Source organism: Rhodococcus sp. P4_E4 (assembly GCF_056401575.1).
This window is the reverse complement of the sequence record NZ_JBFUJB010000005.1, coordinates 122,417-135,525: the sequence shown is the minus strand read 5'-3', so window position 1 is coordinate 135,525 and position 13,109 is coordinate 122,417. Positions and strand designations below refer to the sequence as shown.

General features: G+C 63.3%; 9 protein-coding genes. 3 read left to right on the top strand and 6 right to left on the bottom strand.

Features of this window, described 5'->3' with window-relative positions:
• Positions 1–155: 155 nt before the first annotated feature.
• The gene (locus tag AC1DVN_RS07975; protein WP_003943546.1) at positions 156–446 is read right to left on the bottom strand and encodes a putative quinol monooxygenase; all 291 of its coding nucleotides are present in this window, start codon (positions 444–446) and stop codon (positions 156–158) included.
• A 71-nt stretch (positions 447–517) separates the two neighbouring features.
• Between AC1DVN_RS07975 and AC1DVN_RS07970 the strand changes: the two genes are divergently transcribed.
• The gene (locus AC1DVN_RS07970) at positions 518–1,420 is read left to right on the top strand and encodes an SDR family NAD(P)-dependent oxidoreductase (protein WP_054825338.1); all 903 of its coding nucleotides are present in this window, start codon (positions 518–520) and stop codon (positions 1,418–1,420) included.
• A 1-nt stretch (position 1,421) separates the two neighbouring features.
• Here AC1DVN_RS07970 and AC1DVN_RS07965 read toward each other — a convergent pair whose 3' ends face one another.
• Complete coding sequence (locus tag AC1DVN_RS07965; RefSeq protein ID WP_477993681.1) at positions 1,422–2,147, bottom strand: single stranded DNA-binding domain-containing protein; 726 nt, start codon at positions 2,145–2,147, stop codon at positions 1,422–1,424.
• Between the two features lie 150 nt (positions 2,148–2,297).
• Positions 2,298–3,170 (bottom strand): hypothetical protein, encoded by an 873-nt coding sequence (locus AC1DVN_RS07960; RefSeq protein ID WP_205907220.1) that lies wholly within the window; start codon positions 3,168–3,170, stop codon positions 2,298–2,300.
• A gap of 212 nt (positions 3,171–3,382) precedes the next feature.
• On the opposite strand from AC1DVN_RS07960, the gene AC1DVN_RS07955 reads away from it, so the two are divergent.
• On the top strand, positions 3,383–3,943 hold the full coding sequence (locus AC1DVN_RS07955; protein ID WP_172932407.1) for a DUF732 domain-containing protein: 561 nt from the start codon (positions 3,383–3,385) through the stop codon (positions 3,941–3,943).
• Here the strand turns inward: AC1DVN_RS07955 and AC1DVN_RS07950 are convergent, their stop codons facing one another.
• From AC1DVN_RS07950 to gltB, 3 genes are all read right to left on the bottom strand, one after another.
• Positions 3,944–4,840, bottom strand: a complete 897-nt coding sequence (locus tag AC1DVN_RS07950; protein ID WP_020905644.1) for a cutinase family protein — start codon at positions 4,838–4,840, stop codon at positions 3,944–3,946. It lies immediately after the preceding gene.
• A 184-nt stretch (positions 4,841–5,024) separates the two neighbouring features.
• Complete coding sequence (locus AC1DVN_RS07945) at positions 5,025–6,476, bottom strand: glutamate synthase subunit beta (RefSeq protein WP_020968013.1); 1,452 nt, start codon at positions 6,474–6,476, stop codon at positions 5,025–5,027.
• Positions 6,469–11,067 (bottom strand): glutamate synthase large subunit, encoded by a 4,599-nt coding sequence (gene gltB / locus AC1DVN_RS07940; protein ID WP_477993680.1) that lies wholly within the window; start codon positions 11,065–11,067, stop codon positions 6,469–6,471. The genes AC1DVN_RS07945 and gltB overlap by 8 nt, the downstream gene beginning before the upstream one ends.
• A 556-nt stretch (positions 11,068–11,623) precedes the next feature.
• On the opposite strand from gltB, the gene AC1DVN_RS07935 reads away from it, so the two are divergent.
• The gene (locus AC1DVN_RS07935) at positions 11,624–13,063 is read left to right on the top strand and encodes a phytoene desaturase family protein (protein ID WP_477993679.1); all 1,440 of its coding nucleotides are present in this window, start codon (positions 11,624–11,626) and stop codon (positions 13,061–13,063) included.
• The last annotated feature ends 46 nt before the right edge of the window (positions 13,064–13,109 follow it).

Genomic DNA, 13,109 nt, shown 5'->3' with positions numbered 1-13,109 from the left:
AACTGTGATGTGAAGCATTGTCGAGACAGTTTGTGACTTAAGGCACAGGTATTAGTCGCAGGTCCCGCTCAGTGGAATGAAGCGCGACGATTGGTCAGTTTTCGAGCGACATTCGCAGGTCAGACCCTTAGCGAAGGTCAGGAATTCATTCTGATTCAGGCGCCTTTCAACGGATGAATCGCCGGAGCGCCGTCGAGAAGTGGTCCGGCGGCGGCCAGCGCGGCCTGTAGATGCGGGGACTGCATGTGAGCGTCCAACTCCTCCTGCCCGCGCCAAGTTTCGATCGTGACGAACGTGCCGGGCGCAGCCGCTGACTCGAACAACTCGTACGACACACAGCCGTCCTCGGACCGACTCGCCTCCGCGAGAGTTGTCAGAGCCGATCGGACGTCGTCCTCGGAACCGGACTTGGCCGGGATGGTTGCAACTACACGAAGCTCGCTCATCGGATACCTTTCGCAGAGGGGAAGTCAGCTAGAGACACACGCCACAAACGTACACACGAAAAGGGCAACCAATGGGGCTACTGAAGGACGTCACCGGCTGGCGACGCGGAACGAAGTTGCAGCGTCGACTGCGCGATCTCACCGGCACGCTGGTGGTGATCACCGGTGCAGGCAGCGGCATCGGGCGTGAAACGGCCCTCGCCTTCGCGGCCCAGGGAGCTATCGTCGTCGTCTCCGACATCAACCTCGAAAGCGCGCAGGACACTGCGGCACTCATCAACACACCCACTCAGGCCAGCGGAGCCGAAGCGGTGTTCGGTGGCGGTTCGCATGCCTACCAGGTCGACGTGTCCGACGAACAGGCCGTGATCCGATTCGCGGAGACAGTCGCGGCGCATCACGGCGTGCCGGACATCGTCGTCAACAACGCTGGAATCGGGTTCTCCGGGACATTCGCCGACACCGAGCAGCGCCAGTTCGAGCGCGTCATGGACATCAACTTCTGGGGAGTTGTCTACGGCTGCCGGGCATTCACCCCGATGATGATCGACCGGGGAACCGGCGGACACGTCGTCAACCTGTCCTCGGCCGCCGCCTACACGCCACAGAAGGCACTCACCGCGTATTCGACAAGCAAGGCAGCGGTATTCATGCTCTCGGATTGCCTAAGGGCAGAGCTACTTCCACACGGCATCGGCGTCAGCACCATCTGCCCCGGCCTCGTGCACACGAACATCCTCAAGACCACCGAATTTGCCGGGACCACCGCCGAGGAACAACTCGAGAATCAAACCAAGGTCGACAACTTCTACCGCAAGCGCAACTTCACCCCCGACCGGGTGGCCAGTGCCATCGTGAAAGCAGTTCGCACGAACAAGGCCGTGGTGCCCGTGACCGTCGAAGCCAAGCTCGGACGCACGATCAGCCGGTTGTCTCCCGGGTCGATGCGCGTCGGAGCTCGGTTCGAGATCTAGGTCAGCTGCCGAAGCTCAGGCTGCCCGTGAAACCCTGCTGCACATCGGCTTCCGAACGGGGAAGAACCTCGTAGGTGCTGGCGTATTGGCCACTGAAACCGGTGACGGTGATCGGTCGTCCGACGGCGACGGCATCGACGTCGATTCCGGTCTGGGTGTTGACGAAGATGACGGTGTTTCCGTCGACGCCGGACACCAGGATCTTGTGACCGTACGGCAGATCGTCGACGACGGGTCCGCTCACGATTCCGGACACCGTCACGAGACGACCTTCGCTGCCCTCACCGATTGCATCGAGGGGCAATCGCGCCGGGCTGATCTGAGTGGTCGTGCCGATTACCTCGATGGCAGTCGGGCGGACGACGAGCAGGCCTTCCTGATCCGCGAGGACTCCGGTGACCTGAACCTGATCGCCGAGAGCAATCCCGGAGTTGTTCGGATCGCTGATGTAAATGCCCGAATTGCCGCTCTGGAGACCAAAGCCCTTGTCGTAGAAGCTGGATTCGAACACTCCGGACGGCGTAGTCGCGGTTCCCACGACGGTGACCGTCGTTCCGATGGCCTGCGCACGGGCTGCCGCGATGGAGTCCGCGGACACCTCACCGACAACTGCTGCCGGCTCCGCCGTTGCTGCGGTGCCGACAAACATGGTGGCCGCGGCTGCAACTGCCAGCGCCGTCACACCCCGACGCAGGACCGGACCGGCAAGAACGCTGTCTCGAAACATGTTTGAGGACTCCCCTGTGATTTCGTGGCCGCGCAGGTCCTCCTGATGGAGTGCCGCCTTCGCCCACCCTGAGGCACAGGTTATTACAGGTCGGACGCCGCAGCGGTGGTGACATTCCGTCACCACCGCTGCGTCTAGGCTTCCGATTTTTCAGGAACCGGAGCTTCCGGACGAACCGCTCGAGCCACTGGAACCGCTGGATCCTGTTCCGCCACCGAGATCGTCGAGAGGATCGCTACCGGTGAGCCCTCCCGGGTACAGGTAGGCGTCGGAGATCGTGCTGAGCGAGGTTCCGGACGTGGCCGGTACCTTTGCTCGCCAGTTGACGATCGGATTCAGCACTCCGAACGGTCCGCAACCACTGGCGGCGGGCAGCGCGAAGCCGGTGGCCTCGTTCCCGACCGGGCTCACCTTCAGCGCAGTCGACGGCAGCACCGTGTAGGTAGGGACCACCGACGGGTCAGGCGCGAGACGAAGATTCACCGGCGCCACCGCGGAACCCAGGTAGCAGTTGTCACCGAGGAACGCGTTGTTGATCTTCATCCGCACCGGGATGCTCAGATCCATGTCGGTGATGATTCCGTTGAGGGTCGGCGCAGCCGTTGCCTCCACTTCGGCCGTTACTGCGGCCAGGCCGAAGAGATTGCCGAACGGAAGATCGATTCCCAGAACGCCGCCGGGAACCGTCAGCGGCTTGGAGTAGACACCGTTGTGTCCGTCGTCGCGCGGGAGAAGAACGGTGGACTCACCTTCACCGGAGCCGGCCTCGGCGGCGATGATCATGTCGCCTTTTCCGATCGGGAGGTTGAAGCCGTTGTTGTCGAAGGTTCCGCTCTGAACCACCACCGACACACAGGATTCGGCAGTAGCCGGACACACTGCGGCGCCCGGTACCGAATTGTCGACCGGGTCCTGAGCCGAGGCCATCGGCGCTGCAAAAGCCAGCACTGCACCTGCGGTACCTGCAATAACGGCCACGCGCGTGACGAGACGTCTGTTGCCGTTCTTGTGAGATTTCTGCACTGATTTCTCCCTGCCGTTTATGTGATGGGGGACGAAACTCGCAGTCATTGCTTGTGTTTCGACCGCCGCCGACAAGGTCTTGCGATGTGCTCCTACTCACAAGTAACAACTGAACAGATGTATATCACAGGACTTCGACTTAAAAACAGGGCAAAAGGGAGTTTCCTTAAAACGGACAAACTAAGCGGTACGGTGTGTAACACTCACGGGTGATGAACACGAACAGACTGGTCCTCTGCGTCGCGGCAGCGGGCCTACTCCTCAGCGGCTGCAGCAGCCAATCCGACAGCAACGCAGCGGAATCCACTTCTGCTGCCACCAGCACGTCGATCGCGGCAACGTCGAGTTCAGCTGCCCCCGAGTCACTGTCGGCGCTGGCGACCAGCCCACCCGCCGCAACTCCGGAAGCCGCGCCGAGCGTCGTCGAATCGACGCCCCCACCGGTAACGCTGCCGGTAGCGCCACAGGTAGCGCCACCGGCGAACGCACCGATCGACGCCCGGTCACCGGACGAGATCGTCGCGAACGCAGGCGAGAAGGGACAGCGGTACATCGCCGCCCTGCGTCTGGCCGGGATCCCGCCCGCCGGAATGGATTCCGCCGAGATCCTCTACGCGGACGGCACCTGCAAGGCTCTGGCCGACGGCATGCCGCGGTCCGAGGTGCTGGCGGAGTTCAACTCCGTCGGAGAGGTGTACTCACAGATCACGCCGATGTCTTCGCAGCGGATCGCCGAGATCTACGTCGACACCGCGGAGCAGACGTACTGCTGATCAGGCTTTTCCTGCCAACCAGTTGTGCAGCCAGGATGTGGCCGAATTGCCTGCGCCGTCAACGACGTAACGCGTGTAGTCGGTGTGAACCTGCGAGCCGTAGAAGGCGACCAGTTGATCGACACGCCGGGAGTTCGCGCCTGGATCGAGCTGAGCCATCAGTGCGGGGAGTCCGCCTGCAGTGACCAGATCGTTCACGATCACGGCGGCCTCGTCGCGCAGCGAGAGAGCGTTTGCCGGAGTGGGGTCGGAAACCTGAGCCATGAACCCGGCCAGACGCATCACGAAATCGTCCTTGGGCGTCGAGCAGTACAGATCACCGACGGCGCACAGCGTCACCGTTTTGCCTGACAGCCAACCGAATCCACCGATGCGAGCGCCGCTGGCTCCGTTGCCTCCGACAGCGGGTCCGATCAGGACGTCTGACTCGGAGCGGCGGGGATCTGACAGGAGGCCTACGCCCTCGACGCGAGTCGGGGGAACAACGCCGATGCCGGTTCCGATCTCGGCTGCGAGATCGCCTGCCGCGTCGGCGCCCTGGCTGTATCCGACGATCGCGAAGCGGGTGTCACCGCACGAGGCGGCCATCGCGGCGATCATGCCGCGGGCGTTGTCGACAGCCTGCTGCTTCGACTTGGCGTAGACGTTGGACTCCCACGGGAAGGCCGTTGCCGAGTACGTGACGTAATCGGTGCGTACGGAACCGGGAAGGCCGTTGGTGACCGGGGCAAGCATGCCGGCACCGGGAGAAGTACCCGAAGGCTCCCAGGTTCCAGGAATGGCCACGACGTACAGACCGGGGCAGGGATCAGCCGACGCCACAGGAGAACTGACAACCGGTACCACTACTGCCGCAGCTAGTGCCGACAACACCGCAACGAGACGCCTCGCACGCATGAAACTCCCCTGATTTAACTTAAGCAACCCATACACCACTATCGATGCTCCGGAATCATACTGTCTGGGCGTTGTGTCTGTCCGATGCACGATTGATGAAGGTTTGTTACAGATCGTGCGAACTACTTGCAGAAACAAAGCCGCACCCCACCGAATGCGATGGGGTGCGGCTTTGTAAGAGCCTCTAGCGCTGCGGAGCCGCTGTCGGGTGGATCGGTGACGGAAGGGCGGTGACACCCTCGAGGTAGGTGTCCACAGCGGCTGCTGCGGAACGTCCCTCGGCGATGGCCCAGACGATCAGGGACTGACCGCGGCCCATGTCACCGGCCACAAACACGCCGTCGACGTTGGTGTTCCACTTCGACGTGCGGGCGACGTTGCCGCGCTCGTTCAAGTCGACACCGAGATCGGTGAGCAGACCCGGCTTCTCGGGACCGACGAAGCCCATTGCCAGGAGCACGAGATCGGCTTCGAGCTCGAAGTCCGAGCCCTCGACCTTCTCGAAACGACCCGACTTCATCTCGACCTCGTGAGCCTTGAGTCCGGTGACCTTGCCGTTTTCACCGACGAAGTTCTCGGTGTTGACGGAGAACAGACGCTCGCCGCCTTCCTCGTGAGCCGAAGCCACGCGGAACATGAGCGGGTACGTCGGCCACGGAGTCTGCTCGGCGCGAGTCTCCGGGGGACGCGGCATGATCTCGAACTGGTGCACGCTGGCTGCGCCCTGACGGTGCGAGGTGCCGAGGCAGTCCGCGCCGGTGTCGCCGCCGCCGATGATGACAACCTTCTTGCCCTCAGCGGTGATGGTGGGAGCGTCGAGGTCACCCAACTGCACACGGTTGGCGATCGGCAGGAACTCCATCGCCTGGTGGATGCCGTCCAGCTCGCGGCCCGGGATCGGCAGATCGCGAGCTGCGGTGGCGCCGCCGGCCAGAACCACTGCGTCGAACTGCTCGCGCAGCTCGTCCGCGGTGATGTCCACGCCGACATTGACGTTGGTCTTGAAGACGGTGCCTTCGGCTTCCATCTGCTCGAGACGGCGGTCGATGTGCCGCTTCTCCATCTTGAACTCGGGGATGCCGTAGCGCAGCAGGCCGCCGATGCGGTCTGCCCGCTCGAAGACCGTCACTGCGTGACCGGCGCGGGTCAGCTGCTGCGCTGCGGCCAGACCGGCCGGACCACTGCCGACAACTGCGACCCTCTTGTTGGTGGCGTGCGCGGCGCGAACCGGCTTGACCCACCCTTCGTCGAAGGCTTTGTCGATGATCTCGACCTCGACCTGCTTGATGGTGACCGGATCCTGGTTGATGCCCAGGACACAGGACGCCTCACAGGGTGCGGGGCACAGACGACCGGTGAACTCCGGGAAGTTGTTGGTCGCGTGCAGACGCTCGATGGCGTCGTGCCAGTGGTCCTTGAAGACCAGGTCGTTCCACTCGGGAATCAAGTTTCCGAGAGGGCAACCGTTGTGGCAGAAAGGAATTCCGCAGTCCATGCAACGGCTGGCCTGGGTCTGGAGGGTTTCCTTCGGGAACTCCTCGTAGACCTCTTTCCAGTCGAGCAGGCGCAACGGCACCGGCCGGCGAACCGGAAGTTCGCGCGACGTGTGCTTCAGGAAGCCGCTTGGATCACCCACGAGCTGCCTCCATAACTGCCTCGTCCACGTTCTTGCCATCCTTCTCTGCGGCCGCGATGGCCAAAAGAACCTTCTTGTAGTCGCGGGGCATCACCTTTGCGAAGTGACCCACCTGCTGCGACCAGTCGCCGAGGATGCGCGTGGCAACCTCGGAGCCGGTTTCGTCGCGATGACGTTCGATGACGCTCTTCAACCAGGTGAAGTCGTCGCCCGAAAGATCCTCGAGGTCCACCAGTTCGGTGTTGAGGTTCTTCTCGAATGCCTTGTCGGGGTTGTAGATGTACGCGACGCCACCGGACATGCCGGCGCCGAAGTTACGTCCGGTGGCTCCGAGGATGACCACCTTTCCACCCGTCATGTACTCGCAACCATGATCGCCCACACCCTCGACGACGGCAGTGGCGCCGGAGTTACGGACTGCGAAGCGTTCGCCGACGACACCGCGAAGCAGAGCCTCGCCGCTGGTGGCGCCGAACAGGATGACGTTGCCACCGATGATGTTGTCCTCGGCGACAAAGCCTTCCGCTGCATCGAGCGGCGGGCGTACGACGATGCGTCCACCCGAGAGGCCCTTGCCGACGAAGTCGTTGGCGTCGCCGTGCAGGCGCAGGGTCATACCGCTGGGCACGAAAGCACCGAAGCTGTTACCGGCGGAACCGGTGAACGTGATGTCGATGGTGCCCTCGGGCAAGCCCTCTCCACCGAACGCCTTGGTGACCTCGTGGCCGAGCATGGTGCCGACCGTGCGGTTGACGTTGGTGATCGCGGACTCGAACGAAACCGCCTCACCCTTGTCGAGTGCATTGCGGGCCGAGACGATCAACTGCTGATCGAGTGCCTTGTCGAGACCGTGATCCTGTGTGCCGGTGCAGTGGACGTCCTGGTCCATGAACGCGGACTCGACCTGGGTCAGGATCGGCGACAGATCGAGATTGCCTGCCTTGCTTCCCTTCCAGTGATCGAGAGCGCGCGTGGTGTCCAGCATGTCGACCTGGCCGACTGCTTCGAGCAGCGTGCGGAAACCGAGTTCCGCGAGAAGCTCGCGAACCTCTTCGGCGATGAACATGAAGAAGTTCTCGACGAATTCCGGCTTGCCACTGAAACGCTGACGCAGCAACGGGTTCTGCGTCGCGACACCGACGGGGCAGGTGTCGAGGTGGCAGACGCGCATCATGATGCAGCCCGAGACCACCAGCGGTGCGGTGGCGAAACCGAACTCCTCGCCGCCGAGCAGGGCAGCAACGACGACGTCGCGACCCGTCTTGAGCTGGCCGTCGACCTGCACGACGATGCGGTCACGAAGACCGTTGAGCAGCAACGTCTGCTGGGTCTCGGCGAGGCCGAGCTCCCACGGTGCGCCCGCGTGCTTGACGGAGGTCAGCGGGGTGGCACCGGTGCCACCGTCGTGACCGGAGATCAGAACGACGTCGGCATGTGCCTTGGAGACACCGGCCGCGACGGTTCCGACGCCGACCTCGGAGACCAGCTTCACGTGGATGCGGGCCTGCGGGTTGGCGTTCTTCAAGTCGTGGATCAGCTGCGCGAGATCCTCGATCGAGTAGATGTCGTGGTGCGGCGGCGGCGAAATCAGCCCGACGCCAGGCGTGGAGTGCCGAACCTCGGCCACCCACGGGTACACCTTGTGAGCCGGAAGCTGGCCGCCCTCACCGGGCTTGGCTCCCTGCGCCATCTTGATCTGGATGTCGGTGCAGTTGCTCAGGTAGTGCGAGGTGACACCGAAGCGTCCCGACGCGACCTGCTTGATGGCACTGCGACGCAGATCGCCGTTCTCGTCCGGCGTGAAGCGCGACGGATGTTCGCCGCCCTCACCGGAATTGGAGCGGGCGCCCAGACGGTTCATCGCGATGGCGAGAGTCTCGTGAGCCTCGGCGGAGATGGAGCCGTAGCTCATCGCACCCGTCGAGAAACGCTTGACGATCTCGCTGGCCGGCTCGACCTCGTCGATCGAGATCGACGGCCGCTTGCCGATGTTGAAGTCGAACAGACCACGCAGAGCGGCAAGGCGCTCCGACTGGTCGTTGACCATTGTCGTGTACTCCTTGAACACCTCGTACTGACCTGTGCGAGTTGCGTGCTGGAGCTTGAAGACCGTGTCCGGGTTGAACAGGTGGTACTCGCCTTCACGACGCCACTGGTACTCGCCGCCGACCTCGAGCTCGCGGTGAGCGCGCTCTTCGGGGCGATCGAGGTACGCGATGCGGTGACGTGCTTCGACGTCGGCTGCGATCTGGTCGAGGCCGATGCCACCGAGCTGCGACTGCAGACCGGTGAAGTACTCGTCCGTCAGCTCCTGCGAGAGGCCGATGACCTGGAACAGCTGAGCACCGGTGTACGACGCGAGCGTCGAGATGCCCATCTTGGACATCACCTTCAGGACACCCTTGCCGGCTGCCTTGATGTAGTTCGCGATGCCCTTCTCGAGAGTCAGACCCTCGAGCTCGCCGTTCTGCAGGAACTCGTCGATGGTCTCGAAAGCCATGTACGGGTTGACCGCTGCGGCACCGAAGCCGATGAGGAGCGCCATGTGGTGCACCTCGCGGGCGTCGCCGGCCTCGACGATGAGGCCGACCTTGGTGCGCGACTTCTCACGAACCAGGTGGTGGTGCACAGCCGAGGTGAGGAGCAGCGACGGGATCGGTGCGTAGTCCTCGGTGGACTCGCGGTCCGAGAGCACGACGATGCGTGCGCCACCCTCGATTGCCTGCGAGACCTGGTACTTGATGCCCTCGAGCGCACGACGGATACCGTCGCCGCCTTCCTTGACGGGGTACAGGCCACGGATCACGACACTGCGGAAGCCCGGGAATTCGCCGTCGTCGTTGACGTGAACGAGCTTCGACAGATCGTCGTTGTGCAGGATCGGCTGCGGGAGCGCAATCTGCTTGCAGGAGTCCGCATTCGGGTGCAGCAGGTCGCCCTCGGGGCCGATGGTCGCGCCGAGGCTGGTGACAACCTCTTCACGAATCGCGTCGAGAGGCGGATTGGTGACCTGAGCGAAGAGCTGCGAGAAGTAGTCGAACAGCATCCGCGGACGTGACGAGAGCACGGCGATCGGAGTGTCGGTACCCATCGAACCCAGAGCCTCGGCACCGGAGAGAGCCATCGGCTTGACCAGCAGGTTGACCTCTTCGCTGGTGAAACCGAAGAGCTGCTGACGCAGGACGACGCGCTCGTGCGACATGTACGTGTACGGGCGGTCCGGCAGGTCGTCCATGTGGATCAGACCTTCATCGATCCACTGCTGGTACGGGTGCTCGGCAGCGAGTTCGGACTTGAGTTCGTCGTCGCTGATGACCCGGCCCTGCGCGGTGTCCACGAGGAACATGCGGCCGGGCTGGAGGCGGACCTTGCGGACCACGGTGGACGGATCGATCGGCAGAACGCCGACCTCCGACGCCATGACGACGAGGCCGTCTTCGGTGATCCACAGACGCGACGGACGCAGACCGTTGCGGTCCAGCACGGCGCCGATGACGGTGCCGTCGGTGAAGCACACCGACGCCGGTCCGTCCCAGGGCTCCATGAGAGCCGAGTGGTACTCGTAGAACGCCCGACGAGCCGGGTCCATGCTCTCGTGCTTCTCCCAGGCTTCCGGGATCATCATGAGAACTGCGTGCGGCAGGCTGCGGCCGGCGAGGTGCAGCATCTCGAGCACCTCGTCGAAACGAGCGGTGTCACTGGCGCCCTGGGTGCAGATCGGGAAGATCTTGTCCAGGTTCTCGCGGCCACCGAAGACGTCACTGTCGATCAGGGACTCGCGAGCGCGCATCCAGTTCTCGTTGCCGGTGACGGTGTTGATCTCACCGTTGTGAGCGACCCGGCGGAACGGGTGCGCCAGCGGCCACGACGGGAACGTGTTGGTGGAGAAGCGCGAGTGGACCAGGCCCAGTGCGCTCTCGACACGATCGTCCTGCAGGTCGAGGTAGAAACCCTTGAGCTGCGGGGTGGTGAGCATGCCCTTGTAGACGAACGTCTGGCCGGACAGGCTGGGGAAGTACACGGTCTCGCTACCCGGGCCACCCTTGCCGGCGCCTTCGGAGCCGAGTTCGTGCTCGGTGCGCTTACGCACCACGTACGCACGACGCTCGAGATCCATGCCGGTGTACTTGTCACCCTCGGAGCCGATGAAGATCTGACGGAACGTCGGCATCGCGTCGCGCGCCAGTGCGCCCAGCGAGGAGTCGTCTGTTCCGACCTCGCGCCAGCCGAGAACCTTCAGGCCCTCTTCGACGACGATCTTCTCGACTGCAGCAGCAGCCTCGTGTGCATCGGCGTCGCCCTGCGGGAGGAATGCGATACCGGTTGCGTACGCGCCTTCGGCGGGCAGCGCGAAGTCCACGACAGCTCGGAAGAACTTGTCGGGAACCTGCAGCAGAATGCCCGCACCGTCACCCGTGTTGGGTTCTGATCCGGCAGCGCCGCGATGCTCGAGGTTGACCAGAGCGGTGATCGCCTTTTCGACGATGTCCCTGCTGCGGCGACCATGCATGTCGACAACAAATGCGACTCCACAGGAGTCGTGCTCATTGGACGGGTGATAGAGGCCCTGGGGGCCTGGAAGTTGCTTCATACCCAGCCTTCGTATGCCATAAAGATGCACCGACGACCAGCAGCGCTGATGGCCATCAACTTGCAATGCAAGTCCTTCAAAGCACCGACACGACGATGTGTTCGGTACCACCGAAGTAGCCGCCCTGCGCAGACGCGATGGTGTGCGTTCTGGCACCCGGCGACGTGAGTCTTCGGTCGGTTGAAACTTTTGTGAGTCAACCGTGTAACGAAAACGATAATTCAGAACCCCGGCACGGGCGCAACTAAGGTAGCCCTATAATTGCTCTGAACTGCGGCGATGCAGGGAGCCAGAAGGCCCCTCGACAGATTTCGGAGCTGCGTCTGTGCAGAGAAGTTCCGATTCACAGGATACCGAATCCGCAGGAAACAGGCGCGATGGGCGATGAATGCAACAACTGGCCGCAGCGATAAGAATCAGCTGCGGCCAGTGCGCCTCGAACTGTAACAAAAGTTGATCGATCAACCAAGGTCTAGGCCTGAATTGTTTGCTCGCAGAATGCCATCGCTGTAATTTCCGTAGGCTCACCCTTGAGAAGACGGGTGGCGAAGAGCAAATGACAACAGCAGTAGTGGTGGGCAGTGGCCCCAACGGCCTCGCGGCGGCGATCGAACTCGCCCGCGCCGGAATCGACGTCCATGTCTTCGAGGGTGCGGACAAGATCGGCGGCGGCACCCGCAGTAGCGAATACATCGTCGACGGACTCGTCCACGACGATTGCTCCGCCTTCCATCCCACCGCTTTGGCTTCTCCATACTTCAAGGAACTCGACCGTGAATTCGGGCTCGCCAAACATGGCCTGACGTGGCTGTGGCCCGAGATCGATCTGGTCCATCCACTCGACGACGGCACCGCCGGGGTTCTGTGGCGCGACATCAACCGGACCGCTGACGGATTGGGTGCCGACGGTAAGAGGTGGCTCGACGTCTTCGGATACCTCGCCGAGAACTTCGACGAGTTGGTGCAGGACGTCTTCCAGCCCATCGTGCATCTCCCGAAGCACCCGCTGATGCTCGCCCGTTTCGGGACGGGCGCTCTGCTTCCCGCGACGGGTTTCGCGCGGATGTTCAAGACTCCACAGGCGCGGGCGCTCTTCGGTGGCGTCGCGGCGCACATGTTCGGGCGGTTGGACCTTCCCCTGTCCAGCGCTGTCGCGTCGATGCTCACTGCGGCCGCTCATGCTCACGGTTGGCCTGTGGCACAAGGTGGTTCGGGCTCAATTGCAGCCGCCCTCGCGTCGATCCTGCGAAGCCTCGGTGGCACCATCGAAACCGGAAACTGGGTTAACAACTACGCCCAGATCGCCGACTACGACATCGTCATGCTCGACATCGCCCCCGATGCGGCCGGTCGTCTGCTCGACGGCCGGCAGCCCGACCGCATTGCCCGGGCCTACCGCAAATTCCGCTACGGCACCGCCGCCTACAAGGTCGACTACGCCGTGCGTGGTGACTCCGACGGAAGCGTCGTGCCGTGGACGAATCCGCATGCCCGCAAGGCCGGCACCCTGCACCTGTCCGGGACGATTTCGCAAACTGCTGCTGTCGAACGTCAGACCGTTCGGGGTCAGATGCCGGACAAGCCCTTCATTCTGTTGGGCCAGCAGTTCTTGGCCGACCCCTCCCGATCTGTGGGAGACATCCACCCGGTATGGGCGTATGCGCATGTGCCGCACGGATATCCGGGTGACGCCACCGAAGCGATCACACGTCAGATCGAGCGCTTCGCGCCGGGGTTCCGGGACCGGATCGTGGGCGTCCACGTGCGCAATGTGCCGCAGATGCAGGCGTACAACCCCAACTACGTGGGTGGCGACATCTCCGCGGGCGCGAACACTGCGCGGCAGATCATCGCGCGCCCCCGGTTCGGGCTCGACCCCTATGCCACCGGCGCCCCGGGCGTCTACCTTTGCTCGTCCGCGACTCCCCCGGGCGGCGGGGTCCACGGGATGGGTGGGTTCAATGCGGCGCGGGCGGCGCTGAAAGCAAGGGGTTGAGGCGTCCCCGATGGGGACGACATTTCGGACACGTAGGTGTTATCAA